The sequence below is a fragment of the Arthrobacter sp. P1_D4 genome (assembly GCF_056406115.1).
This window is the reverse complement of record NZ_JBFUAU010000002.1, coordinates 316,069-342,157: the sequence shown is the minus strand read 5'-3', so window position 1 is coordinate 342,157 and position 26,089 is coordinate 316,069. Positions and strand designations below refer to the sequence as shown.

The 26,089-nt window shown below is 68.0% G+C and carries 24 protein-coding genes; 12 read left to right on the top strand and 12 right to left on the bottom strand.

The annotated features are described in order from the left end of the window. Positions 1-153 precede the first annotated feature (153 nt). Positions 154-1,344 carry a thiolase family protein gene (locus AC1D0A_RS02480; RefSeq protein WP_476945248.1) on the bottom strand — a complete coding sequence of 397 codons (1,191 nt, stop codon included), beginning with the start codon at positions 1,342-1,344 and terminating at the stop codon, positions 154-156. A gap of 79 nt (positions 1,345-1,423) precedes the next feature. Beyond that, positions 1,424-2,836, bottom strand: coding sequence for a class I adenylate-forming enzyme family protein (locus AC1D0A_RS02475; RefSeq protein WP_476945114.1), 1,413 nt, complete (start codon positions 2,834-2,836; stop codon positions 1,424-1,426). A gap of 58 nt (positions 2,837-2,894) precedes the next feature. On the opposite strand from AC1D0A_RS02475, the gene ypfJ reads away from it, so the two are divergent. Further along, positions 2,895-3,782, top strand: coding sequence for a KPN_02809 family neutral zinc metallopeptidase (ypfJ, locus tag AC1D0A_RS02470; protein WP_459384799.1), 888 nt, complete (start codon positions 2,895-2,897; stop codon positions 3,780-3,782). Positions 3,783-3,840: 58 nt separating this feature from the next. Here the strand turns inward: ypfJ and AC1D0A_RS02465 are convergent, their stop codons facing one another. The 7 genes from AC1D0A_RS02465 to AC1D0A_RS02435 form a co-directional block, all read right to left on the bottom strand. Then, complete coding sequence (locus tag AC1D0A_RS02465; protein WP_476945113.1) at positions 3,841-4,389, bottom strand: hypothetical protein; 549 nt, start codon at positions 4,387-4,389, stop codon at positions 3,841-3,843. 120 nt (positions 4,390-4,509) lie between these two features. Next, positions 4,510-4,842: a metal-sulfur cluster assembly factor gene (locus AC1D0A_RS02460; RefSeq protein ID WP_018772973.1), complete on the bottom strand. Its 333-nt coding sequence runs from the start codon at positions 4,840-4,842 to the stop codon at positions 4,510-4,512. A 13-nt stretch (positions 4,843-4,855) separates the two neighbouring features. Further along, the gene (gene sufC, locus AC1D0A_RS02455; protein WP_026537381.1) at positions 4,856-5,653 is read right to left on the bottom strand and encodes a Fe-S cluster assembly ATPase SufC; all 798 of its coding nucleotides are present in this window, start codon (positions 5,651-5,653) and stop codon (positions 4,856-4,858) included. A gap of 88 nt (positions 5,654-5,741) precedes the next feature. Next, on the bottom strand, positions 5,742-6,101 hold the full coding sequence (locus tag AC1D0A_RS02450) for a non-heme iron oxygenase ferredoxin subunit (RefSeq protein ID WP_028275514.1): 360 nt from the start codon (positions 6,099-6,101) through the stop codon (positions 5,742-5,744). 31 nt (positions 6,102-6,132) lie between these two features. Continuing rightward, complete coding sequence (gene sufD, locus AC1D0A_RS02445) at positions 6,133-7,419, bottom strand: Fe-S cluster assembly protein SufD (protein WP_476944081.1); 1,287 nt, start codon at positions 7,417-7,419, stop codon at positions 6,133-6,135. After that, positions 7,419-8,882: a Fe-S cluster assembly protein SufB gene (gene sufB, locus AC1D0A_RS02440; RefSeq protein WP_459384802.1), complete on the bottom strand. Its 1,464-nt coding sequence runs from the start codon at positions 8,880-8,882 to the stop codon at positions 7,419-7,421. Before sufB ends, sufD begins: the two co-directional genes overlap by 1 nt. Further along, on the bottom strand, positions 8,882-9,787 hold the full coding sequence (locus tag AC1D0A_RS02435) for a helix-turn-helix transcriptional regulator (protein WP_476945112.1): 906 nt from the start codon (positions 9,785-9,787) through the stop codon (positions 8,882-8,884). The genes sufB and AC1D0A_RS02435 overlap by 1 nt, the downstream gene beginning before the upstream one ends. A 114-nt stretch (positions 9,788-9,901) precedes the next feature. Here AC1D0A_RS02435 and AC1D0A_RS02430 point away from each other — a divergent pair, with 114 nt between their 5' ends. From AC1D0A_RS02430 to AC1D0A_RS02410, 5 genes are all read left to right on the top strand, one after another. Further along, on the top strand, positions 9,902-10,870 hold the full coding sequence (locus AC1D0A_RS02430) for an ABC transporter ATP-binding protein (protein WP_028275511.1): 969 nt from the start codon (positions 9,902-9,904) through the stop codon (positions 10,868-10,870). Further along, the gene (locus tag AC1D0A_RS02425) at positions 10,867-11,679 is read left to right on the top strand and encodes an ABC transporter permease (protein WP_243177707.1); all 813 of its coding nucleotides are present in this window, start codon (positions 10,867-10,869) and stop codon (positions 11,677-11,679) included. Before AC1D0A_RS02430 ends, AC1D0A_RS02425 begins: the two co-directional genes overlap by 4 nt. 7 nt (positions 11,680-11,686) lie before the next feature. Then, positions 11,687-12,631, top strand: coding sequence for a COX15/CtaA family protein (locus AC1D0A_RS02420; protein WP_243177709.1), 945 nt, complete (start codon positions 11,687-11,689; stop codon positions 12,629-12,631). A 308-nt stretch (positions 12,632-12,939) separates the two neighbouring features. Beyond that, complete coding sequence (locus AC1D0A_RS02415) at positions 12,940-13,443, top strand: hypothetical protein (protein ID WP_476945111.1); 504 nt, start codon at positions 12,940-12,942, stop codon at positions 13,441-13,443. A 293-nt stretch (positions 13,444-13,736) separates the two neighbouring features. Next, the gene (locus AC1D0A_RS02410; protein WP_476945110.1) at positions 13,737-14,897 is read left to right on the top strand and encodes an acyltransferase family protein; all 1,161 of its coding nucleotides are present in this window, start codon (positions 13,737-13,739) and stop codon (positions 14,895-14,897) included. 65 nt (positions 14,898-14,962) lie between these two features. Here AC1D0A_RS02410 and AC1D0A_RS02405 read toward each other — a convergent pair whose 3' ends face one another. Then, positions 14,963-15,910, bottom strand: coding sequence for a threonine/serine dehydratase (locus AC1D0A_RS02405; RefSeq protein WP_476945109.1), 948 nt, complete (start codon positions 15,908-15,910; stop codon positions 14,963-14,965). A gap of 131 nt (positions 15,911-16,041) precedes the next feature. Further along, the gene (locus tag AC1D0A_RS02400) at positions 16,042-17,004 is read right to left on the bottom strand and encodes a heme o synthase (protein ID WP_243177717.1); all 963 of its coding nucleotides are present in this window, start codon (positions 17,002-17,004) and stop codon (positions 16,042-16,044) included. A gap of 497 nt (positions 17,005-17,501) precedes the next feature. On the opposite strand from AC1D0A_RS02400, the gene tkt reads away from it, so the two are divergent. From tkt to pgl, 6 genes are all read left to right on the top strand, one after another. Then, entirely contained in the window at positions 17,502-19,619 is a 2,118-nt protein-coding gene (gene tkt / locus AC1D0A_RS02395) for a transketolase (protein ID WP_243177719.1), read from the top strand. A gap of 63 nt (positions 19,620-19,682) precedes the next feature. Next, a complete protein-coding gene (gene tal / locus AC1D0A_RS02390; RefSeq protein WP_243177721.1) occupies positions 19,683-20,798 on the top strand; it encodes a transaldolase in 1,116 nt (371 codons plus the stop codon). 6 nt (positions 20,799-20,804) lie between these two features. Continuing rightward, a complete protein-coding gene (locus AC1D0A_RS02385) occupies positions 20,805-22,439 on the top strand; it encodes a glucose-6-phosphate isomerase (RefSeq protein ID WP_243177722.1) in 1,635 nt (544 codons plus the stop codon). Between the two features lie 15 nt (positions 22,440-22,454). After that, the gene (gene zwf / locus AC1D0A_RS02380) at positions 22,455-24,017 is read left to right on the top strand and encodes a glucose-6-phosphate dehydrogenase (RefSeq protein ID WP_028275502.1); all 1,563 of its coding nucleotides are present in this window, start codon (positions 22,455-22,457) and stop codon (positions 24,015-24,017) included. Next, entirely contained in the window at positions 24,014-24,955 is a 942-nt protein-coding gene (locus AC1D0A_RS02375; protein ID WP_028275501.1) for a glucose-6-phosphate dehydrogenase assembly protein OpcA, read from the top strand. The genes zwf and AC1D0A_RS02375 overlap by 4 nt, the downstream gene beginning before the upstream one ends. After that, positions 24,945-25,763, top strand: a complete 819-nt coding sequence (pgl, locus tag AC1D0A_RS02370) for a 6-phosphogluconolactonase (protein ID WP_476945108.1) — start codon at positions 24,945-24,947, stop codon at positions 25,761-25,763. The genes AC1D0A_RS02375 and pgl overlap by 11 nt, the downstream gene beginning before the upstream one ends. Here the strand turns inward: pgl and AC1D0A_RS02365 are convergent. After that, a complete protein-coding gene (locus AC1D0A_RS02365) occupies positions 25,716-26,075 on the bottom strand; it encodes an RNA polymerase-binding protein RbpA (RefSeq protein WP_343213057.1) in 360 nt (119 codons plus the stop codon). The genes pgl and AC1D0A_RS02365 overlap by 48 nt on opposite strands. Positions 26,076-26,089 lie beyond the last annotated feature (14 nt).

The following is a 26,089-nucleotide window of genomic DNA, read 5'->3' as shown; positions in this document are numbered from 1 at the left end:
TGTCCCTTCCCGAGGCCACGGCAGAGGGACATGCCCTCCCCTGCGCGCCGCCAGTGGACATGTGGCCCATATGTCCGTTCCTCGAGCCCAGGCATGGACATGCCCCCCGCGATGGCTCTGCGCGGTCAAAAATGGGCATGTCCCCCCAATGGGCTAGTCGAAGCGCGCGTACCCCAGCAGCGCGGCCGTGCCCATGCCGCCTGCGATGCTGATCATTGCCAAGGCAAGCTGCCCCGGCTCCGGGGACCTGCGGGCCTGTGCGAGCAGCCGGGTGACCAGTACCGCGCCCGAGGCTCCATAGGCGTGACCGAGGGCCAGGGCGCCGCCGTCGAGGTTGGCCCGGTCCGGGTCGATTCCCAGCTGGTCAAAGCACGCGAGCGTCTGGGCCGCGAAGGCCTCGTTGAATTCCACCAGGCCCACGTCCGCGGCACTCAGTCCGTGCGCCGCCAGGAGCCGTTGGGCCGCCGCGGCCGCGCCGATGCCCAGCAGCTGCGGCGCCACTCCGGCAGTGTCGGTTCCCAGGACGAGCAGCCCGTCGGCGGCGCCCAGCTGCCGGGCCCGCTCCATGGACGTGACAACGACGGCGGCGGCACCGTCGGCGTCGAAGCAGGAGTTACCGGCCGTGACCGTGCCGCCGCTGGCAAAAACGGGCGGAAAACGGGCCATCAGGGCCGGGCCAAGACTCGGCCTCGGCCCGTCGTCGGCTGCCGCGGACTCGCCGGAGCCGGCGGCGAGGGGCACGATTTCGGCGTCGAACGTCCCGGCGGCCGCGGCTGCCAGGGCACGTTGGTGGCTGCGGAGCGCGAAAGCGTCCTGGCGTTCCCGGCTGATGCCGAAGCGGGCGGCGACGTTTTCGGCCGCCACCCCCATGTCGGGGTCGCCGAAGCTCAGTGGAGCGAACTGGGCCCGGCTGTAAAAGTCCGGGCTGCCGTCGTCGTTGCGGTGGGCGCGGAGCGGAGCCGTGCTGATGCTCTCGACGCCGCCCGCGAGGTACAGGCCGCCGCCGCCCGCCGCGACCAGCCGGGAGGCCAGGACGATCGCGTCCAGACCGGAGCCGCATTGCCGGTCCACGGTGACGCCGGGGACGGTGACCGGCAGGCCTGCCTCCAGCGCGGCGAGCCGGGCCACGTTTCCGCCGCCGCCCACGGCGTTGCCGATCACGACGTCGGTCACGGATTCCCCGGTGCCGTCGCCGGCATCGGCGAGCAGGCTGCGGAGCACCGGAGCCAGGAGTTCGTGGGCGCGGAGCTTCTTCAGTGCCCCGTTGGCGCGGCACAGCGGCGTCCGGCGCGCGGCGATGATGACCGGCTGCCTGTCCTCAGGCAGCAGCCCCGGGAAAGACAGCCCGGGAACAGACCGCCGGGGGAACGACGTTCCGCGGAGCGGCTGCCCGGGTGCTGCCGGCCCGCTGCCCGCGCGCGGCTCAGCCAAGACGCCGGATCCTGGGATCGTTCCGCGCCACCCAGTCCAGCAGCAGCTGCCGGCTGATTTTGCCGCGGTCCGTCAGGGGCAGCTCCGTCAGCACGAAGTACTCCAGGGGGCGCTTGTTCCGGGCCAGCACATCGTCGATCCCGGACCGCAGCTGGGTGGCGGTGACCGCTCCGTGCGAGGGCACGACGCCGGCCACGACGCGCTGGCCGCGAAGATCGTCAAGCATGCCGGCCGCCACGGCCGCCGCGACGCCCGGGACGGAGGCCAGCGCCATCTCAACCTCATGCGGGTAGACGTTGGTGCCGGCGGTGATGATCATGTCGGAGCGGCGGCCCAGCATGTGCAGGGTCCCGTCGGAGAGGTAGCCCTGGTCCCCCACGGTGTACCAGCCGTCGAAACAGCGCAGCGCCTGGCCGTCGTCACCCCACAGGTAGCCGTTGCTGACCATGCCGCTGCGGACGCAGATGTTGCCGTCGCTGCCGTCCTGGAGTTCGGCGCCGTCGTCGTCGAGGATGCGGATTTCGACGCCGGGAAAGGGCTTTCCGATGCCGGTCCCGCCAGGCTCGACGGGCTCGCCCGGACGCAACCCGGCGCCCGAGACGAAGCTAAGCTCGGAGGCGCCGTAGTACTCGAAAATGGTCGCGTTGGGGGCCCAGCGCCGGGCCGCCTCCAGCGTCCGGGCGTCCAGCTTGGAACCGGCGCAGATGATGCTGCGGATGCCGGAGGCATCGACACCGCCGGCCAGGCCCCGCTCGCTGAGCAGCCGGAGCATGGTGGGCACCAGGACCAGGCGGGTGATGCCGTCGTGGCTGACGGCCGCGTGGGCGGCGCCGACATCGAAGTGGTCCAGGCTGTGGAACTCGGCGCCGGCGTACAGGCATTCGGCGAGGGCATAGAGGTTTAGGCTTGCCGCGAGCGGTCCGGGAGCCAGGGACTTGTCGTCCTGCGTCAGTGCGAAGAATTCAATGGAGGCCTCGAAGGATTCCTGCCAGGACCGCCGCGAGCGGGTGAACGCTTTGGGCACCGAGGTGGTGCCGGACGTCAGACCGACCAGGAACGAGGTCTCCGGCGGCCCGTCGGCGAGCCCGGTCCCCGGCCCGGGAACTGCACGCGCCGGACGCGTTTCCGACCCGGCGATGCAGGCGGTGATGCCGTCCTGGAGTTGCTGGGGCCAGGCCGGGTCCAACACGGCGCACTGCCGCTCACCAGCGACGGCCGCGGCGAACGCTACGGCGAAGTGGGTTGAATTTTGTTCGGACAGCACGGTGATGGCCGGTGCCGAGGGCACCAGGGCCGCCGCTTTGTCCCGCAGGCCGGACCAGCTGAGGTGGTCTCCGGCCACGACGACGGCTGTCTCGTCGGGACGGTCATCGGCCCAGCGCTGGAGTCTGTCGAGAAAAGGCATCGAACCAACTTTAGCGTTGCCGGGCGCCGCGGCTGCGTGTGCGGGATATTGTGACTCCATGAGCTTTAACGACAACGCCCCGCTGGACCCGTCACAAGTCCAGGACCGTCGCGGGATGGGCCGCGGCCCGATGATCGGCGGCGGGATCGGCGGCGGCATCATCCTCCTGCTGGCAGCCCTCTTTGGCATCAATCCCCAGCTTCTCGAGGGTCTGGCCGGCACCGTCCAGGAGCCCCAGACGCAGAGCCAGGGCTCTGCCCCCGCCTGCCAGACCGGCGCCGACGCCGACGCCCGCCTCGACTGCAGGATCACCGGAACGGTCAACAGTCTGAACGCCTTCTGGCCGGCCTACCTGGCCCAGTACAACACTAAGTACCCGCGGCCGAAGGCGGTGATCTTCACCGGCGGAACCAACACCGGCTGCGGCGCCGCCACCTCGGACGTGGGGCCGTTCTACTGCCCCGTCGACACCACGGCATACTTCGATCCCGGCTTCTTCCAGGAGCTGGTGGACCGGTTTGGCTCCTCCGGCGGCCCCCTGGCGCAGGAATATGTGGTGGCCCACGAATTCGGCCACCACGTCCAGAACCTGCTTGGCGACCTCGACCGGGCGCAACAGGATCCGCAGGGACCCGGTTCCGGGGGTGTCCGGGTTGAGCTCCAGGCCGACTGTTACGCGGGGCTGTGGGCCCACTATGCAACAACGCAGGCGGATCCCAAGACCGGCCAGCCCTATCTCGACCCCTTCACTGACCAGGACGTGAAGGACGCCCTGTCGGCGGCCTCGGCCGTCGGTGATGACCGTATCCAGAAGGCCGCCACGGGCCGCGTCTCACCGGAGGCATGGACCCACGGGTCAAGTGCCCAGCGGCAGAAGTGGTTCTACCAGGGGTACACCACCGGGGACATCAACAAGTGCGACACATTCGCGGTGGCAACGCCTTAGCCCCAGCCCCCCTGGTCCCAGCCCTCTGGTCCCGACTCTCTGGCCTACACCCGAGGCCTCACCCGCGCGGCCGGCGCCGGACCGGGACCTCGACATAGCTGAGGAATCCGGCGTGGCCCAGGTGCCGGTGCTTAGCGTGCCACACGGGCCGGTACTGGTGCCCGAAGGGGTCGGTCACCAGGACCGAGTCCAGGCGGTCGTTTCCGGCCAGGAGGCGGTCGACGTCGGCCAGCGCATTGCGCCGCGTCGCCAGACCGTCGATGTCCAGGCTCCAAAGCCCCAGCTCAGCATCGGTTCCGCGTTCCAGCTGCAGCGTCTCGAACAGTCCGGCCACGAGCCCGGCGAGCCCGACGGGGTCGACCCGCTGCAGCCGGTGGGACTCGGGATGCACATCGCGCGCCTCGGCGAGGGCCTGGCGCAGCCAGTGGAACTCCACCGATCCCAGGGGCGGTCCCATGCGCAGGTGGCGGTTCTCGTCCAGCTCCAGGCGGAACGTGGCGGCGCTGCGGTCCATGATGCACGGAGCTTCGCCGACATATTCGAAGTCGGCCAGCAGGGCTTCCCGGGAGCTGTAGTAGGAGAACTCGCCGCTGTCCTCGACAACCACGAAGTCCTTGCCGGCATCGGAGGGCCGCGGCTGTGGCGTGGCGCCTCAATGAGGTGGGGCCGCCGTCGTTCACGCCCGGGCCATGCCGGCCCGGACGTGCGGTAAAGCTGTGGTGCGGATCTAGATGTTGAAGCCCAGGGCGCGCATCTGGTCGCGGCCGTCCTCGGTGATCCGTTCCGGACCCCATGGCGGCATCCACACCCAGTTGAGCCGCCAATCGTCGACGATCCCGTCCAGGGCCTTGCCGACCTGCTCCTCGATCACGTCGGTGAGCGGGCATGCGGCGGTGGTGAGCGTCATGTCGATCAGCAGGGCGCCGTCGTCGTCGGAGTATTTCAGACCGTAGAGCAGGCCCAGATCGACGATGTTCACCCCGAGTTCCGGGTCGATCACATCCTTGAGCGCCTCTTCGACATCCTCGAGGCCCGTTCGGGCCACATTGAGTTCGGTCATTGCGGAGTCCTAACTACGCCTGGGCTGCAGCCGAGGCGGCAGCGATGGTGGCCGCCCCTGCGCCGGTGGCGTAGCGGTCGTAGCCTTCGTCTTCGAGGCGGTCGGCGAGCTCCGGGCCGCCCTCTTCCACAACCTGGCCATCGACGAACACGTGCACGAAGTCCGGCTTGATGTAGCGCAGGATCCGGGTGTAGTGCGTGATGAGCAGGGTGCCCATGTTGCCTTCGCCGTGGGCGCGGTTGACGCCCTCGGAGACAACCTTGAGCGCGTCGACGTCCAGGCCGGAGTCGGTCTCGTCGAGGATGGCGAACTTCGGCTTGAAGAGCTCGAGCTGGAGGATCTCGACGCGCTTCTTCTCGCCGCCGGAAAAGCCTTCGTTGACGTTGCGCTGGGTGAAGTCGGCGTCGATGCGCAGCTGCGCCATGGCGGCCTTGACGTCCTTGGTCCACGTGCGCAGCTTGGGGGCTTCGCCGTCGATCGCTGTCTTGGCGGTGCGCAGGAAGTTGGTCATGCTCACGCCCGGGACCTCGACGGGGTACTGCATGGCCAGGAACAGGCCGGCGCGGGCGCGCTCGTCGACGCTCATGGCGAGGACGTCTTCACCGTCGAGGGTGATCGTGCCGGAGGTGACGTTGTAGCGCGGGTGCCCGGCGATGGTGGACGCCAGCGTGGACTTGCCGGAGCCGTTGGGGCCCATGATGGCGTGCGTCTCGCCGGTCCTGATGGTCAGGCTGACGCCCTTCAGGATTTCCTTGGTGCCCTGCTCGGTGTCAATGCTGACGTGCAGGTCCTTGATCTCAAGAGTCGACATGTGTCTTGTTCTCCTCTGCACCGTGCCCTCGGCACTGTGCGTTTTCTTGGCGATAAGTTTTCTTGTGCGGGATGCCGGCTGCAGGCAGCTAGCTGAAGGTGGGAGCCTCGGCGCCGTTCAGGACGTTGGTGAAGTCCACGTAGACCTCGTCATCCAGGACGGTCACGGCAAACACGGGAACGGGATCATAGGCCGGCAGCTGGAGTGGCTCGCCGCTGCGCAGGTCGAACTGGGAGCCGTGGCCCCAGCACTCGATCTTGCAGCCTTCGACTTCTCCTTCGGAGAGGGAGATGTCCGCGTGCGAGCAGGTGTCGCCGATGGCGTGGATCTCCCCCATCGAGTCCTTCACGATCGCCACCGGGTAGTCGTCGATCAGGATCCGCAGCGCCTGCTTGAGTTGGATCTCGCTGGCGTTGCAGACTAGCTCGCCCTTTGGCTGTTCAGTCATTGATGTCGTCCGTGTTCTCTGGTGCTGCGCACTAGTGGTTGGTCGCCGCGAGTTCGCGCTCGACGGCTTCCGTGAGGCGCTCTTCGATGGCCGGAACATTGATCTTCTGGATGATCTCGTTCAGGAACCCGCGGACCACCAGGCGGCGGGCCACCTCTTCCGGGATGCCACGGGCCATCAGGTAGAACAGGTGCTGATCATCGAATCGTCCGGTGGCGCTGGCGTGGCCGGCGCCGGCGATCAGGCCGGTCTCAATCTCAAGGTTCGGCACGGAATCGGCGCGGGCACCGTCGGTCAGGACCAGGTTGCGGTTGGCCTCGTAGGTGTCGGTGCCTTCTGCTTCCTTGCGGATCAGAACGTCACCGACCCACACGGTGTGCGCGTTGCGGCCCTGCAGGGCGCCCTTGTACAGGACGTTGGACTTGCAGTTGGCCACGGCGTGGTCCACGAACAGGCGCTGCTCGAGGTGCTGGCCGGCGTCGGCGAAGTACAGGCCGAACAGTTCCACTTCGGCGCCCGGGGCGGTGAAGCGTGCCGAGGGCGTGACGCGCACGAGGTCGCCGCCGAGGCTGACCACAATGTGCTTGAACTTCGCGTCGCGGCCGAGCTTCGCCTGCTGGGAGGAAGCGTGGACGGCGTCGTCGTTCCATTCCTGGAGCGAGATGACGGTCAGCTGCGCGCCCTCCTCAACGAGGATTTCGATGTTTTCCGAGACGACGGCGGTGCCCTGGTGGTCCAGGACGACGACGGACTTGGAGAACCGTTCCGCGACGATCACGACGTGCTGTGCGGAAGCTTCGGTGCCCTGGCCGGTCAGCAGCACGCTGACCTCGCCCTCCACCTCGACCTCGGACGGGACCGTGATGACAGTGGCCTCGGCGAAGTTCTCCCAGGCGTTCGCGGAGACGCGGTCCTCGGGGATGGCGGCGGAGCCGATCCGGCGGTCGTCACGGCCGACGGTCTCGACCCGGACGCTGTCCGGAGCGGTGACGCTCACGGCCGGCGCCGCACCGGTGAGGACCTGGGTGTGCAGGCCGCGGAGGCGCTTGAGCGGGGTGAAGCGCCAGTCCTCCTCCATGCCGGTCAGCGGTTTGAAGTCCGCCAGCTTGTAGGAGGTCAGGCGGCCGGCGCGTGAGCTGTCCGGTACGCCGACACCGCCGCCGTGCGAGTGACGCTTGACGGCCTCGCCGGCCAGCGGCGCCTTGGACTCCGCGGCGTTCAGCGGTGAGAGGCTTTCGCCTTCCTCTGTGAAGCCGTTGATGAACGGCTGGGCTGAGGGCGCGCCGATGCGGGCCTTTTCAGTAGTGATGTCAGTCATTAACCGACCGATCCTTCCATCTGCAGTTCAATCAGTCGGTTCAGCTCGAGGGCGTATTCCATCGGCAGTTCGCGGGCAATCGGCTCGATGAAGCCGCGGACGATCATCGCCATGGCCTCGTCTTCGCGCATGCCGCGGGACATCAGGTAAAACAACTGCTCCTCGCTGACCCGCGAGACCGTGGCCTCGTGGCCCATCGTGACGTCGTCCTCGCGGATGTCAATGTACGGGTAGGTATCCGACCGGCTGATGGTGTCCACCAGGAGGGCGTCGCAGCGGACCGTGTTGGCCGAGTGCTTGGCGCCTTCGCGGACCTGGACCAGGCCGCGGTAGGCAGCACGGCCGCCGCCGCGGGCCACGGACTTGGAGATGATCGAGCTCTTGGTGTTGGGCGCGATGTGGACCATCTTGGAGCCGGTGTCCTGGTGCTGGCCTTCGCCGGCGAACGCGATGGACAGGGTCTCGCCCTTGGCGCCTTCGCCCACGAGGTAGACGGCCGGGTACTTCATGGTGACCTTGGAGCCGATGTTGCCATCGATCCACTCCATGGTGGCGCCCTCTTCGCAGATGGCGCGCTTGGTCACCAGGTTGTACACGTTGGTGGACCAGTTCTGGATGGTCGTGTAGCGGACGCGGGCGCCCTTCTTCACGATGATTTCCACGACGGCGGAGTGCAGCGAGTCCGAGGTGTAGATCGGCGCGGTGCAGCCTTCGATGTAGTGGACGTAGGAGTCCTCGTCGGCGATGATCAGCGTGCGCTCGAACTGGCCCATGTTTTCCGTGTTGATGCGGAAGTAGGCCTGCAGCGGGATGTCCACGTGGACGCCCTTGGGCACGTACACGAAGGAACCGCCGGACCAGACGGCCGTGTTCAGCGACGCGAACTTGTTATCGCCCACCGGGATGATGGTGCCGAAGTACTCCTGGAAGATCTCCGGGTGCTCGCGCAGCGCGGTGTCGGTGTCCAGGAAGATGACGCCCTGGGCTTCCAGGTCCTCGCGGATCTGGTGGTAGACCACTTCAGACTCGTACTGGGCGGCGACGCCGGAGACGAGGCGGCTGCGCTCGGCTTCCGGGATGCCCAGCTTCTCGTAGGTGTTCCGGATGTCCTCGGGCAGGTCTTCCCAGGTGGCGGCCTGCTTCTCGGTGGAGCGCACGAAGTACTTGATGTTGTCGAAGTCGATGCCGGACAGGTCCGCGCCCCAGGTGGGCATGGGCTTGCGGTCGAAGTACTTCAGGCCCTTGAGCCGGAGGTCGAGCATCCATTCCGGCTCGTTCTTCTTGGCCGAAATATCGCGAACAACGTCTTCGTCGATGCCGCGGCGGGCGTTGGCCCCGACGTCGTTCTTGTCGGCCCAGCCGTACTCATAGGTGCCAATTCCGTGGAGCTCGGGATTCTTTTCCAGAATCTCCGAAATCACAGTAGAGCCAGCAACCTTCTTCTCTGATAGTTGGTCCGTCATCACGGCCTTTCTTGGAGATGGTTGGATACTTCGTCCGGGTTGACCGGTGCGGCGGGACTGGGAGTCCCGACGGCGGCCGGACGGCCCGTAGGTATGTGGGTGGTGCAGACGTGCCCGCCGCGCGCCAGGGTGGACAGCCGGCGCACATCGACGCCGACCAGCCGGGAGAACACGTCGGTCTCCACGTCGCAGAACACGGGGAACTGGGCAGCCAGGTGCTGGATGGGGCAGTGCCCCTGGCAGAGCTGGACGCTGGAGAGCGCCGCCGGGAGCGGGGCCTTGGCTTCGATCGACTGCGCCGAGGCGACGAACCCGTCGCGGCTCAGCGCCGCGGAGAGAGCCTGGGCGCGGGCCGTGATGTCCGGTCCTGCCTGCTCGATCTCCGGCGCGTAGCGGCGCTCCATGTCGGCGAACCGCTCGACGGCGAACTGCCGCACTGCCTCGGGGCCGGCCGCCTCGCCGAGCCGGCGCAGCGCCACGGAGGCGATGTCGAGGTAGTCGTTGCCCAGGTTCGACTGGCCCTGGGAGCTCAGGACGTAGCGGCGGGCGGGCCGTCCGGCGCCGGCACCGGCGCGGGCAACCCGCTTGACCTCAATCACGCCGGTGCGCGCGAGGTGGTCCAGGTGGCGGCGCACGGCGGCCGGAGTGAAGCCCAGGAGGTCGCCAAGTTCGGCTGCGCTGATGGGTCCGTGTTCCAGCACCGCGTTCAGGACGCGGTCGCGCGTGCGCTCTTCGGCGTCGTGCGTGTGGGTGCCGGCCGCCGCGGTAACGGCGTCCGGAACGGCAGCCACGTGTGCCCGGGCAGGCCTGACGCGCGCGGCGCCGCGCCCGGACGGGACTGCGGACGCAGCGGCTCCGGACACAGCGGCTCCGGACACCGTAGTTCCGGACACAGGGGCGCTCATGGAATACACAACACAATCATGTCGTAATTTAGTCCGGCATTCCAGTAAGGCATGGCTTGCCTGCGGGACCGCCCCGCCGGGGGGCCGACGTACTACATCGCGTAGAATGCTGTGGTGCGATCTCCCGAATCCCCCGTATTGACCATCAGCGGGCTTGTCAAGGATGTTGGTCCACTGCCCACCCTCGACGGCAAGATGCTGCGCGTGGTCAGCGGCCTTTCCCTCATCGCCGAACGCGGCCAAGTCACGGCCCTGCTCGGCGCCAATGGCGCGGGCAAGACCACCACCATCGAATGCGCCCAGGGGCTGCAAAAGCGCACCGCCGGCGCCATCAGCCTACTCGGCCACGATCCGGATTCGGCCGGCGCGGGCCTCCGTGCCCGGGTGGGCGTGATGCTGCAGGACGGCGGCCTGCCGCCGTCGGCCCGGCCCATCCCCCTGCTGCGGCACATCGCCGGCATGTACCAGGACCCGTGGCCGGTGGATGAACTCATCGGCCGCCTGGGCATCGACTCCTTCAGCCGCACCAACGTGCGGCGCCTGTCCGGCGGCCAGAAACAGCGCCTCGCCCTGGCCGCGGCGCTGGTCGGCAATCCGGAGGTCCTGTTCCTCGACGAGCCCAGCGCGGGCCTCGACCCGCAGTCCCGCCAAATGGTCTTCGATCTCATCTCCGAACTGCGGAACAGCGGCATGGGCATCATCCTGACGACGCACCTGATGGACGACGCCCAGCGGCTGGCGGACTACGTCTACATCATCGACGCCGGCCGCAACGTCGCCGAGGGCACCGTCGCCCAGCTCCTGCGCCACCAGCTCCCGGCCGGCGACGCATCGCAGCACATCCGCACCTTGTTGTTCGAAACCGAACCCGGCCTGGACTTCGCCGGCGTGCTGCCCGACGGCGTCGACGTCACCGAGGCGCGGGCCGGCAGTTACGCCGTGACCGGAGCCCTGACCCCCGCCGACCTCGCCGCGATCACCGCGTGGTGGGCCCAGCGCGGGATCATGCCCAGCTCCCTGAGCCTTGAAGCGCGCAGCCTCGAGGACGTCTTCCTGGACATCTCCGGAAGGGAGATCCGATGACCCGCGTAACTGGTGGCGCCCCGCTGGAGAGCGCACGCCGTGCCGGCGCGCCCCCCGCCGCACATGGCAGCGCCCCCGCGTCCCTGCTGCGCCGCATCCTGCTGCAGGGGCAGTACGAGACAGTCACCATGCTCAGGAACGGCGAGCAGCTGATCCTCGCGATAGTGCTGCCGCTGCTGGCCATGGTCGGCCTGACCGTGACTCCCCTGCTGGACGGACTCGGTTCGAGCCGCATCAATGTCGCCGTCCCCGGCATCCTGGCACTGTGCGCCATGTCCACAGCCTTCACCGGGCAGGGCATCTCCACCGGCTTCGACCGCCGCTACGGCGTCCTGCGCTTTCTTTCCACGACACCCCTGGGCCGCACCGGCCTGATTGCGGGGAAGGTCCTGGCCGTCCTGGCGGTGCTGTTCCTGCAGGTGCTCATCGTGACCGCCGTGGCCCTGCTGCTGGGCTGGCAGCCCAATCCCGCGGGCTGGCTGCCCGGGCTGGCCATCCTGGTGCTCGGCGCCGCCGCTTTCACGGCACTCGGGCTGCTGGTCGCCGGGACAGTGCGGCCGGAGGCGACCCTGGCCATCACCAACCTGCTCTGGATCCTGCTTGGCGCGCTGGGCGGAATCGTGATTCCGGCCGAACGGATCCCGGCGCTGGCCCAGGCCGTGGTGCATTTCCTCCCCTCCGGCGCGCTGGGCCAGGCGCTGAGGGATGCTTTCCTGTACGGCAGCGTCAATGGTGCCGCCGTTCTTGTCCTGCTGCTCTGGACGGCGATCGCCGGCGGCGCAGCAACCCGTTGGTTTAAGTGGAATTGAGAAAACTGTGAGCACGGCGTCACGAACTCCCCGGATTGTCTCCGGAATCACCTCCCGGCTGCCGGTCCGCGTCGATAAGACGGTCAGGCGGCTGGCCGTGCTGTCCCTCATTGGCCAGATCGTCCTGGTGGTGACCGGCGGCGCCGTCCGCCTGACGGCCTCGGGCCTTGGCTGTCCCACGTGGCCGCGCTGCACGGAGGGATCCCTGGCGACCACCCCGGAAATGGGGATCCACGGAATCATCGAATTCGGCAACCGGCTCCTGACGTTTGCGCTGGCGGCCGTCGCCGTGATGATGCTGGTCTATCTGTGGAACCTCCGCAAGGAGCGCCGCGACCTCTTCCTGCTGGCCCTCGGCCTGCTCGCAAGCATCCCGGCCCAGGCCGTCATCGGCGGCATAACGGTGCTGACCCAGCTGAACCCGTGGGTCGTGGGCCTGCACTTCCTCGTGTCCATGGCCCTCGTGGTCCTCGCGACCCTTCTGGTGAACCGGGCCTACGACCGCACGGGCAAGGCCCGGACCGTGCAGCTTCCCGCCCTGCCGGGCGTTGCCCGCCCGGTGATGACCGCCGTCGCGGTCCTCTCGGCCGTCGCGGTCTGCCTCGGTGTGGTAGTGACCGGCGCCGGTCCGCATGCCGGGGACGCGAACGCCCCGCGCAACGACCTCGACTGGGACCTGTTCGCGCACATCCACGCCGTGCCCGCCTACCTGGTGACCGCCGGCGCGCTGTTCGCGTTGGTCCTGGTGGTCCGCGGCCGGATTCAGGGGCCGTTCCGCTCCTCGGTGTTCATGCTCCTGGGCGTCACGGTGCTGCAGGCCACAATCGGCTTCACGCAGTACTACAACGGCATCCCGGCGCTGCTCGTCGGCGCTCACATGCTGGCGGCGGCGCTGCTGATGAGCGCGGCGACCAACGCCGCAGACCTCGCCCGCTACAGCCCGGTGGATTAACCCGGTGGACTAACCAGCCGCAGCACCCTGAACAAAAGCATCGCGGGGTCGCTTACGGCCCTTCCGGCACGCCCGGACGGGCCGTAAGTGGCCCCGCGTTTGCTGTCTGTTGCTGTCTGGGCACTCGTACGGGCGCTGCGGCAACAATGACCAGTACCGCATTCACCTCCCGGGGGCTGGCCTTGACGGGATTTCCGGGTGGACTATGGGATGGCATGGACATGGATCGTCGCGGCCGTGGGTTTTCCTCGTTCGTTCCCGTGACGCTGACCGGAAGGCCTTCTCTGATGCAAGCGACAGAACCGACCGTGCCTCCTTCACCCTCAGCCCGCCAGCGCGCGGCGAGCCTCAAAGAACGCGTGTACATCATCTTCACGAGCCTGGCCGTGGTGCTGGCGCTTCGGAGTCACGCGGACGAGACCACGCCGCTGGCAGCGGCGGCGACGCTCAGCATCGTGGTGATCGGCTCCCTGCTGGGGATTTTCGTCGCCGACCTCCTGAGCCACCTGACTGTTCATTCGAAGCTCCCCACCGGCGACGAGCTGCACCACATGATCACGGTCAGCGCGGGCGGCCTCGGCGTCCTGGTCACCCCGCTGCTCCTCCTCACGGCAGCCGGCCTTGGTCTGTGGTCGACGGCCGTTGCCCTCGGGTGGGCAGTCGCTGTTCTGGTTGTCTCGCTCGGCATCGTCGGGTTCCTCGCGATCCGCCGCCTCGAGATCCCGCTCCGTCACAAGGCCGCCATCATGTTCGCCGAAGTCGTGTTAAGCCTGCTGGTAATCGGGCTGGAGCTGGTGGCCCACAATCTCTAAAGAAGCCTTAAGGCGTCCCCCTCGACGCCAGGTTACTGGCCAGTCACTTGTCCAAACGGGAAAGATTTCGGAATACTGGATGCTGTGGCCCCTTTTCGGGCCCGCCCTTTAGCTGGGCAGCCGCAGAGCCGGGCAGCCACAGAGCTGGCGTCAGGTTTCGTCCAGCCAGGGCGGGAATACTGGATAGGGCGCAGAACTGGCGCCGCAATCGCATCCATGGATAGACGGACGGCGCGGTTTTGCCTTGATGCAGCTGGAATCGGAACCGGCCAGACAGAGGCACCGGAGGATATGTGGCGTTACTAGTCCGCGAAAGGCCCGCACAGACGGTCCAACATACTGCAAAGCGCCCGCGGCTGGACGGCCTGGACGTTCTTCGCGGTGCCGCCGTGGGCGCGGTCCTGCTCGGACATTCCTGGCCCGGCATATTCCAGGGCGCCGGCATCGTGGGTGTCATTGCCTTCTTCGTGTTGAGCGGTTACCTGATCACCAACGTGCTGGTCGGCGATATCGAACGGCACCGAAAAATTCGTTACGGACGCTTCTATGCGCACAGGGCCTTCCGGCTGGTGCCGGCACTGGTCTCTCTCCTGGGCGTATACGCGATCGTCGAATTGGCCACCGACGTCCTCGGTGACCGGTCCAAGGGAATCGTGGGCTACACGGTCCTAGCCGGTCTTGGCTACCTCAAAGACCTCCCCCTGCCGTTCGACGTCAGCATGGCGATCGGACCGCTCTGGACGCTGGCGGTGGAAGAACAGTTCTACCTGATCTGGCCCGCGCTGCTGGTGCTCGCGCTGCGGCGCAACCGCCAGGGACGGCTGATTGGCTGGTCCGCCGCCGTCGCGCTGTTCCTCATGTCGGCCAGTGTGCTGGCAATGGTGACCCTGGCCCCGCAACTTCACTCGCTGGTCTACGCGCTGCCGACCACGTGGGGCCTGGGCCTGATCATCGGTTCGGCCCTGCGGTTGTACAGGGTCCATGTGTTCAACTGGTTCACCGGCCGCTGGCTCAGGCGTGCGGCCCTGCTCGGTTCCGTCACCGTCCTGGCCGCGCTGATCTACTTCCCGAAGGCCAACGAAACGCCGGCCTTCATGTTCATTGGCGGCCCGCTGGCCATGGCCGCCGCGGCCGTCCTGGTCGCACTGGCCGCCTCCCGAACCGCAGTGATGCCGAAGTGGACGCGCCCGGTGCAGCTGCTGGGCACCGTCTCCTACGCCGCGTACCTCTGGAACTACGCCGTCATTCTCTGGCTCAACGGCGGCTCCACGGCCGATCTGCCGCCGCTCATTGCGGTGTCGGCCATCGTGGTGACCCTGGTCATTGCGGTCATCAGCTGGCACACCGTCGAACGGCTCGGGCGGATCGCGCGGACCCGCTTCGACCAGCACTATTCTGCGCGCTACCATCCGGACCGGCAGCAGGCCGTCAGCGCCGCTTCCCGGCACGGTTAGTCGGCACGGTTAGTCGCCAGAGTTCAGTTGGCACACTTCAGTCGGCAGAGTTCAGTCGGCACCCTTCAGTCGCTGCGCGGGTCGTTCTCCAGCGTGCAGGCGTCGGTGTTAGCCCCGCAGACGATCACCGCGACGCGTTCCCCTTCGGCGGGTGTGTAAGCCCCTGACGTGAGCGCCGCGAACGCAGCCGCAGCCCCGTATTCGGCGGGGATCCGGTAATCGCTCCACAATTGTGACCGTGCGGCGACGATGGCGGCGTCGTCCACCAGCACAGAGGCCGGCGGGACGCGTGAGGCGATGCTGAAGGCGATCCCACCCACGCGCCTGGCCCCGAGGGAATCCGCGGCGACGCCCGAAACCGCCACATCGACCGGGCGGCCGGCGTCGAGGGCCGCGTGCAGCGTGGGGATGGTGAAGGGCTCGACCGCGACGATGCGGGCCCGGCCCTCGGCAGCTGCCGCCACGCCCGCATAGAGTCCGCCGCCGCCGACGGCGACGACGATCGTGTCGATGCCGGGCTCGTCCTCAAGCATTTCCTCGGCCAGGGTGCCCGCGCCTGCCGCGATTTCCAGCTGGTCGTACGCATGGCAGAACAGGGCGCCGGTATCTTCCACGTAGTGCATTGCGGCCGCGAACGCCTCCGCGTACTCGGCGCCGACCTGCCGGACCGTGGCGTTGTACGCGAGGAGACGCTCGACCTTTACCCGCGGGGCGTTCTCCGGGACGAACACCGTCGCCGGCACACCGAGGGCCGCGGCGGCGTACGCGTTCGCCAAACCCGCGTTGCCGCCTGACGCCGCCACCACGCCGACGGCCGGGTCCAGCTCCCCGCGCTCCCGGGCGGCGAGCTGGCGGTTGAAGGCGCCGCGGGCCTTGAAGACGCCCGTGTGCTGCAGGAACTCACATTTGAACCACAGCGGGGCGGCAGCGGTACCCCCGCGGAGCAACGGTGTGCGCCGCACGTGGCCACTGATGCGGTTCTGCGCCTGAAGTACGTCGCTGCGGTTGATCACGGGCTCCCCCTGGGGTTGTGTCGCTTGGCCGGTTCGTAAGGATACCCCGGGACCGAAAAGGACCGTCCCCCTGATACAGCTGACGCTCCCCCACCAGTGGTGAGGGAGCGTCAGGCAGATGAACGGGGGAATCAGCCGCCCATGACGGCCGAGCCGACGAACGGGTCGACGGCCAGGGCAATGAAGAGCAGGGTCAGGTAGCTGATGGAGCCGTGGAAGACCTTCATGGCTCCCTTGTTGGAAACGTCGCCGGCCTGGGCGCGGTTGTACAGGGCGTGCGACTCGTACAGGAACCAGGCACCGGCGCCGACGGCGGTCACCGTGTAGACCCAGCCGGCACCACCGGCCGGGATCATCAGCAGCGAACACGCCACCATGGCCCAGGCGTAGAGGACCACCTGCACCGACACCACCTTCGCACCGGCGATGGCGCCCAGCATCGGCACGTTGGCGTTGCGGTAGTCCTCGCCGTAGCGCATCGACAGCGGCCAATAGTGCGGCGGGGTCCAGAGGAAAATCACCATGAACAGCACGACGGCGGGCCACTCGACGGTGTCGGTGACGGCGGCCCAGGCGATCAGGACCGGGAAGCACCCGGCGGCGCCGCCCCAAACAATGTTCTGGGCCGTGCGCCGCTTCAGGATCATGGTGTAGATGACCACGTAGAAGACGATGGCGCCGAGCCCGAGCCACGCGGCGAGCGGGTTGGCCCCGAACCAGAGGATGGCGATCGCCGCCGCGCCCAGCAGCCAGGAGAAGATGAGGGCTTCGCGGGGTGTGACCTCACCGGTGACCAGGGGCCGGTTCTCCGTGCGGTGCATGAGCTTGTCGATGTCGCGGTCGATGTAACAGTTGAAGGCGCCGGCGGAACCTGCCGCGAACGCGCCGCCCACCAGCGTCGCGAGGATCAGGCCGATCGACGGGAAGCCGCGTTCGGCATAGATCATGGTGGGCAGCGTGCTGACGAGCAGGAGCTCGATCACGCGGGGTTTCGTGAGCGCCAGGTAGGCCTTGGCTTTGCGGCCGAAGCCCATTCTTCCCGAGGCCGGGGAGGCGTTCAGCGGCGTATTAGTTGTGCTCACGGTGGCAGTCACTCTGTTCTGTCTGGCTGTGCAGTTCTGTCTGGCTGGGCAGCCCCGGGTGGATTTCGCAACGCACTGTGCTGCAGACCGGGCTCCGCGCTCGGCGCACACCCGTGTCCTTGCCCCAGTCGAAGGCCACCACCCATCATACCGTGGAGCTCCGGGCCGGACGGCCGCCGAACGCCGCGCCATGATTCCGGCGCGTTAACGCCGGCTCACCGGCGCCGCGGCGGACGGTGATTCATATAAGCGAAATCAGGTCCAATTGGTGAGATATACGCTGACCACAAAGTGGAATGGGACTAGGCTGTCATTAGATCAGCGCACACGGGCACGCATTTAGGCACTTGCCGGAACACGCGGCTCTGCATCTGCGTCTGAATGATAGATCAACGTTTCGATGGTGAACGGCTGGTACGAACCGCAGCGGGCACCGAACTGTGCCCGGGCGGGAAAAGAACGTACCGCCGGCCGTCAGCACAGAGAGGGGCCCGGTTTTCGTGCCACATTTGGAAGAGCAAGAACTGTCATGGACTGACTTGGACCAGCGCGCGGTGGACACCGTCCGGGTGCTGGCCGCGGATGCGGTGGAGAAGGTCGGAAACGGCCACCCGGGGACGGCGATGAGCCTGGCTCCGGCCGCTTATTTGTTGTTCCAGAAGCTGATGCGCCACGACCCGGCGAATCCGGACTGGCTGGGCCGCGACCGGTTCGTCCTGTCCCCCGGGCACACGTCCCTGACCCTGTACATCCAGCTGTTCCTCTCCGGCTACGGCCTGGAACTGAAGGACCTGGAGGCGCTGCGGACCTGGGGCTCGCTGACCCCGGGCCACCCGGAGTACAAGCACACCAAGGGCGTGGAGATCACCACCGGCCCGCTGGGCCAGGGCCTGGCGTCCGCGGTCGGCTTCGCCTATTCCCAGCGCCGGATGCGCGGCCTGTTCGACGCCGACGCTCCCGCCGGCACGAGCCCGTTCGACCACACCGTCTGGGTGATCGCCTCCGACGGCGACCTGCAGGAAGGCGTCACCTCCGAGGCGTCCTCACTCGCCGGTCACCAGGAACTGGGCAACCTCGTGGTGATCTACGACGAGAACCACATCTCGATCGAGGACGACACGGATGTGGCGTTCACCGAGGACGTCCTGGCCCGCTACGAGGCCTACGGCTGGCACACCCAGCGGGTCGACTGGACCCGGACCGGCGAATACGTCGAAGACGTCCAGGAATTGCACGCCGCACTGCTCGCCGCGAAGGCCGAAACCGGCAAGCCCTCCATCATCTCCCTGCGGACCATCATCGGGTACCCGGCGCCGAAGAAGCAGAACACCGGCAAGATCCACGGCTCCGCCCTCGGCGCTGAGGAAGTCGCAGCCCTGAAGAAGGTCCTGGGCTTCGACCCGGAACGCGCCTTCCAGGTCGACGAGGACGTCCTGGCCCACGCCCGTGCCGTGCAGGACCGCGGCGCGGCCGCCCGCGCCGACTGGCAGGCCTCGTTCGAGGCGTGGCAGGCCGGCAACCCCGAGTCCGCTGCACTGCTGGAACGCGTCGAAGCGAAGAAGCTCCCGGGCGACTTCGAAGCGGCCCTGCCGGTCTTCGAAGCCGGCAAGGACGTCTCCACCCGGGCCGCCTCCGGGAAGGTCCTGAACGCGATCGGCCCGGTCATGCCCGAACTCTGGGGCGGCTCCGCCGACCTCGCGGAGTCGAACAACACCACGATCGAGGGCTCGCCCTCATTCATCCCGACGTCCCGGTCCACCGCGGCGTGGAAGGGCAACCCCTACGGCCGGGTCCTGCACTTCGGCATCCGCGAGCACGCCGCGGCGTCGATCGTGAACGGCATCTCCCTGCACGGGCGCACCCGGGCTTTCTCCGGAACCTTCCTGATCTTCTCCGACTACCAGCGCCCCGCGATCCGGCTCGGCGCCCTCATGGGCGTCCCGTCGCTGTATGTCTGGACGCACGACTCGATCGGTCTGGGCGAGGACGGCCCCACGCACCAGCCCGTTGAGCAGCTCGCTTCCCTCCGCGCCATCCCGGGCCTGGACGTCGTCCGTCCGGGAGATGCAAACGAGGTCGCCGCGGCCTGGAAGGCCATGCTGGAAAACCACGAAAACCCCGCCGGCATCGTCCTGACCCGGCAGAACATCCCCACCTACGCCCGCGGCACCGGCGTCGCCGACGGCGACACCTTCGGCTCCACCGCCGGCGTCGAGAAGGGCGGCTACGTCCTTGCCGAGGCGTCGGAGGACGGCTCCACCGCCGAAGCCCAGGTCATCCTGATCGGCACCGGCTCCGAGGTCCAGCTCGCCGTCAACGCCCGCGAAGCGCTGCAGGCGGAGGGCATCCCCACCCGTGTGGTGTCCATGCCCTGCGTGGAATGGTTCAACAAGCAGGACGCCGCCTACCGCGACGCCGTGCTGCCCCCGGCCGTGAAGGCACGCGTCTCGGTCGAAGCCGGACTGGCCCTGGGCTGGAAGGAATTCGTCGGCGACGCCGGCCGTTCCATCTCCCTGGAGCACTTCGGCGCGTCCGCGGACTACAAGCGCCTCTTCCAGGAATTCGGCATCACGGCAGAAGCAGTCGCCGCCGCCGCGAAGGAATCCCTCGCCGGCCTCACCAACTGATCCACCACCACGGTTCCGGGGGACGCTGTGCCCCCGGAACCCATGATTTCCAGGAGTTATGAAATGACTACCCCCACCCAGCAGCTCTCCGACGCCGGCGTCTCGATCTGGCTCGACGACCTCTCCCGCGGCCGCCTGCAGACAGGCACCCTGCGCAAGCTGATCGAAGAGAAGAACGTCGTTGGTGTCACCACCAACCCGTCGATCTTCCACGCCGCCATCACCGCCGGCCACGACTACGACGCCGTGATCGCCGCCCAGGCCGCCGCCGGCGCCACCGTCGAAGAGACCGTCTTCGAAATCACGACCACCGACGTCGCCGACGCCTGCGACCTGTTCGCCCCGGTCGCCGCGGCCACCAAGGGCGTCGACGGCCGCGTCTCCATCGAGGTCGACCCCCGCCTGGCCTGGGACACCGCCGGCACCATCGCCGAAGCGAAGCACCTGTACAAGAAGGTCAACAAGGACAACGTCCTGATCAAGATCCCGGCCACCCTCGAAGGCCTCGAGGCGATCACCGCCACCCTGGCCGAGGGCATCAGCGTCAACGTGACCCTGATCTTCTCGCTGGAACGCTACCGCGCCGTGATCAACGCTTTCCAGTCCGGGCTCGAGCAGGCCAAGGACAACGGCCACGACCTGTCCACGATCCACTCGGTCGCGTCCTTCTTCGTCTCCCGCGTCGATGCCGAAATCGACAAGCGCCTCAACGCCATCGGCACCGAGGAAGCCAAGGCACTCAAGGGCAAGGCCGGCCTGGCCAACGCGCGTCTGGCCTACCAGGTCTACGAGGAGCTTTTCTCCACCGAACGCTGGGCACTGCTGGCCGAGGCCGGCGCCCTGCCGCAGCGCCCCCTGTGGGCCTCCACCGGCGTGAAGGACCCGGCCTACCCGGACACGCTCTACGTCACCGAACTCGTTGCCCCCGGCGTCGTCAACACCATGCCGGAGAAGACGCTCGACGCGACGTTCGACCACGGCACCGTCACGGGCGACACCGTCACCCGCGGCTACGACGACGCCAACGCCACGCTGAACTCCCTCGACGCGCTGGGGATTTCCTACAACGACGTCGTCGCCCTGCTCGAATCCGAAGGCCTGGACAAGTTCGTGGCCAGCTGGAAGGAACTGCTGGGCGACGTCGAAGGCGCCCTGGCCTCTGCACGGAAGGCTTCCTAACCCACCATGAGCACACTCAGCTACGACGCCACCGGCGCAGCCCACCAGGCACATGAGCAGCACCTCCCGGCACTGCTGGGAGACCGCATTGCCACCCGGATCTTCGCGAAGGACCACACCCTGTGGGGTCCGGAAGCAGAGCAGGAATCCGCTGTCCGGCTGGGCTGGGTCGAGGCGGCTTCCGTCTCCCAGCCGCTGGTCGGCGACATTCTCGAACTCCGCGACGCGCTGAAGGCCGAGGGCGTAACGCGGATCGTCCTCTGCGGGATGGGCGGTTCTTCGCTGGCGCCTGAAGTCATTGCGGGCACCGCTGGCGTCGAGCTGACTGTTCTGGACAGCACCGACCCCGAACAGGTCAGTGCCGCGGTGGCGGACCGGCTGGACGAAACCGCGATCGTGGTTTCGTCCAAGTCCGGCTCCACTGTGGAAACGGATTCGCAGCGCCGGATCTTCGAGCAGGCGTTCACCGATGCCGGGATCGATGCGAAGAGCCGCATCATCATCGTCACCGACCCGGGGTCGCCGCTGGACAAGGCGTCCCGGGAGGCGGGCTACCGCGCCGTCTTCAATGCAGATCCGAACGTCGGCGGCCGTTTCTCGGCCCTGACCGCCTTCGGGCTGGTCCCGTGCGGGCTGGCCGGCGTCGACATCCAGGCTTTCCTGGATGAGGCCGAAGAAGCCGCCGAGATCCTCAATGAGGACTCGGAGGACAACATCGGCCTCGCTCTCGGCACCGCCCTGGGCGGCACCAGCCCGCTGCGCAACAAGATCGTCATCGCGGAGGACGGATCCGGGATCGTGGGCTTCGCCGACTGGGCCGAGCAGCTCATCGCCGAATCCACGGGCAAGCTCGGCACAGGCGTGCTGCCGGTCGTCGCCGGTCCTGCCTCCCCGGAAGCCACTCTGGGCGCCCCCGATGTCCTGGTCATCAGGCTCGTCGCGGCGGATGCCGACGTGCAGCTCGGCGAGAACGAGGTCGCCATCGCCGGCGGCCTGGCCACGCAGATGATGGTGTGGGAATTCGCCACCGCCGTGGCCGGCCGCCTGCTCGGCATCAACCCGTTCGACCAGCCGGACGTCGAGGCAGCGAAGATCGCCGCCCGCGGCCTGCTGGACGCACAGCCCGCACCGACGCCGGCGAATTTCACCGACGGCGCGATCGAGGTCCGCGGCGGGGAATGGCTCGGTGACGCCGGCACCGCGGCTGAGGCTGTCAGCGCCCTGCTCAGCGAACTCGGCCCGGACAACTACCTCAGCGTCCAGGCCTATTTCGACCGGCTGGCCTATGCCAGCTTCGAAGGCGTCCGGGACGAACTGGCCGCGGTCAGCGGACGCCCGGTCACCTTTGGCTGGGGCCCGCGGTTCCTGCACTCCACCGGCCAGTTCCACAAGGGCGGACCCGCGATCGGCGTTTTCCTGCAGGTCACGGCCGCATCCGCGGCTGACCTGGCCATCCCGGACCGGCCGTTCACGTTCGGCGAGCTGATCTCGGCGCAGGCCGCGGGCGATGCCCAGGTCCTGTCCGAGCACGGCCGTCCCGTCCTCCGGCTGCACCTGGCCGACCGCGCCGCGGGTGTGAAGCAGCTCCAGGAGCTCGTCACCTCCCTTGCCGGCCAGGCAGTATCCTCCACTGAAAGCTAAGGCACCCACGCAACCATGCCAGAAACCTACATCGGCGGCAGGAACACGGCCGGCCGGGGGCGCAATCCGCTCCGGGACCCCCGTGACCGCCGTCTGAACCGTATTGCCGGACCGGCGTCGCTGGTCCTGTTCGGGGTGACCGGGGACCTCGCCCGCAAGAAGCTCATGCCCGCCGTGTATGACCTTGCCAACCGCGGGCTGTTGCCGCCGAGCTTCGCGCTGGTGGGCTTTGCCCGCCGCGAGTGGGAGAACGAGGACTTCGCCGCGGAGGTCAAGGAGTCCGTCAAGGCGTACGCCCGCACCCCGTTCGACGAAACGGTCTGGAAGCAGCTCTCCGAGGGCATCCGCTTCGTGCAGGGCGAGTTCGACGACGACGAGGCATTCAAGCGGCTCTCCGACACGATCGATGAGCTCGACGAACAGCGCGGGACGCGGGGAAACCACGCGTTCTACCTCTCGATCCCGCCGAAGGCCTTCGAGCAGGTCTGCCGTCAGCTCTCCAAGCACGGCCTGGCCCAGGCCGCGGGCGACAACTGGCGCCGCGTGGTGATCGAAAAGCCGTTCGGACACGACCTCGAGTCGGCCCGGCAGCTCAACGACATCGTCGAGTCGGTGTTCCCGCCGGACGCGGTGTTCCGGATCGACCACTACCTGGGCAAGGAGACGGTGCAGAACATCCTGGCACTGCGCTTCGCCAACCAGCTCTTCGAGCCGCTCTGGAACGCCAACTATGTGGACCACGTCCAGATCACCATGGCCGAGGACATCGGGACCGGAGGCCGGGCAGGCTACTACGACGGCGTGGGCGCGGCCCGCGACGTCATCCAGAACCACCTGCTGCAGCTGCTGGCCCTGACGGCGATGGAAGAACCGATCTCCTTCAACGCGGACGACCTGCGTGCCGAGAAGGAAAAGGTCCTCGCCGCCGTCCGGCTCCCCGAGGACCTCTCCTCCCACTCCGCCCGCGGGCAGTTCACCGGCGGCTGGCAGGGCGGCGAGGAAGTCCTCGGGTACCTGGAGGAGGAGGGCATCCCGGCCGATTCCAAGACCGAGACGTTCGCCGCGATCCGGGTGGACATCAACACCCGCCGCTGGTCCGGCGCGCCGTTCTACCTGCGCGCCGGCAAGCGGCTGGGGCGCCGGGTGACGGAGATCGCCGTCGTGTTCAAGCGCGCACCAAACCTGCTCTTCACTGACCACGGCGAGGACGACTTCGGCCAGAACGCCGTGGTGATCCGGGTCCAGCCTGACGAGGGCGCCACGATCCGGTTCGGTTCCAAGGTCCCGGGCACCCAGATGGAGGTCCGCGACGTCACCATGGACTTCGGCTACGGCCACTCCTTCACCGAGTCCAGCCCCGAAGCCTATGAACGCCTGATCCTGGATGTGCTCCTGGGCGAGCCGCCGCTGTTCCCCCGGCACCAGGAAGTTGAGCTGTCCTGGAAGATCCTGGATCCCTTCGAGGAATACTGGGCCGGCCTGGACGAACAGCCCCAGCCCTACGCTCCCGGAAGCTGGGGCCCTGCCTCGGCCGATGAGCTCCTTGCCCGCGACGGACGAACCTGGAGAAGGCCATGATCGTAGATCTTCCCGACACCACCACCTCCAAGATTTCCAAGAAGATCATGGCCCTGCGCGAGCAGGGCGGCGTGATCGCCCTGGGCCGCGTCCTGACCCTCGTGGTCGTCACCCGCTCCGGGCTGGAAGAGGAGGCCATCGAGGCCGCCAACGAGGCCAGCCGGGAACACCCGTGCCGGATCATCGTCCTCGCCGACGCCGGGGCCTCGGCCCCGACCCGGCTGGACGCCCAGATCCGCGTCGGCGGCGACGCCGGCGCCTCCGAGGTGATCCTGCTGCGCGGCTACGGCGAACTGGCAGAGGAAAGCGAATCCCTCGTCGCGGCCCTGCTGCTCCCGGACGCCCCGATCGTGGCCTGGTGGCCGCACGGCGCGCCCAGGAACGCGTGCCAGACCTCGGTCGGGGGCATCGCGCACCGCCGGATCACCGACTCGGCCAACGAAGCGGACCCGGTCGCGGCGCTGGAGAACATCCGCCGCACGTACAAGGCCGGCGACACGGACCTGGCTTGGACCCGGCTGACCAACTGGCGCATCCAGCTGGCCGCGGTCCTGGACCAGGTGGACGACTCGCCGGTCACGGCCGTGGCCGTCGAGGGCGCCTCGGACTCCCCCAGCACCGTGCTTCTCGCAGCCTGGCTCACCCTGGCCCTGGACGTGCCCGTGACGATCGTGGCGGATCCGGCCGGAACCGGCATCCGGCGCGTCCGGCTGACCCGGCCCGGCGGCGACATCCAGCTCTTCCGGCCCGGGCTCACCATAGCCGAACTGACCCAGCCCGGCCAGCCCGCCCAGCGGATCTCACTGCCCCGCCGCAGCCTCAAGGACTGCCTGGCCGAAGAACTCCGACGCCTCGACCCGGACGAAGTCTTCGGTGAAGTGATTACTATGGGACTGCCGCGTACCAATCTAAGGAGTGTCCGTCCCAGTGAGCGCTGACCCGAGAGTAAGCATCCATCCTGACTCGACCGTTCTGATGGCGGCGATCGCAGCCCGCCTGATTACCAAGCTGGTGGATATCCAGGACCGGCACGGCGAGGCCACGGTGGTGCTTACCGGGGGAACGATGGGCATCGGCTCGCTCAAGGCAGTGGCCGAATCGCCCGCGGCGCGGGCCGTTGACTGGTCCAAGGTGAACTTCTGGTGGGGTGACGAGCGCTTCATGGCGGCCGGCGACGCCGAGCGCAACGCCCGCCAGGCCCAGGACGCCCTCCTGTCCCACATCGATGTTGATCCGGCGCGCGTCCATGTGCCCGGTTCCACCGATGACTTCGACAGCCCGGACGACGCCGCGGCCGACTATGCCCGCCGGCTCGCCGAGGCGGCGGCCGCCGAGCACGCCGCTGACATGTCCGACGACAGGCCGGAACAGCCTGCGCGGCTCCCCCGCCTGGACATCGTCCTCCTCGGTGTGGGGCCGGACGCGCACGTCGCCTCGCTCTTCCCGGAGCAGGCCGGTATCCGGGAGAAGGAATTGACCGTCGTGGGCGTCCGCAACTCCCCCAAGCCGCCGCCGGCGCGGGTGTCGCTGACGTTGCCGGCGATCAACACGGCATCCGAGGTGTGGATGGTGGTGGCCGGTGACGACAAGGCCGGCGCCGTAGGGCTCGCCCTGGCCGGCGCCAATCCCGTGCAGGTGCCCGCCGCGGGGCCGCGCGGCCGCCGGGAAACGCTGTGGCTGATTGACGAGGACGCGGCCTCACGGGTCCCGGAGCAGCTCGTCCGGAAGGGTCCGTCCGGAGCGTAGACGTTCCAGCGCTCCAGCCAGCACGTCTTCGGCGTCCTGGCTGGAGCGCCGTTCTTTAACGTATTCCAGATGCGTCTTGAAGCCCTCTGTTGGCGTTTCCTCCAGGGCAAACTTTGATTCGTCGCGGGTTGCGGTGCCGCCGCAGCGCCGGCAGTCCCAAACTCCGGGGATCTGTTCCTCCGGCAGCTGTGCGAACACGAGCGAGGTTTCATGGCCCTTGGCGCACCGGAAAGCTACACGAATACGGGGCTGGCGTACGCCGGCCCCGTTCAGTGGTTCATGGCGGGGAGTGGCCCCCTCGGTGGCGCCCACACGGATTCCTTTGA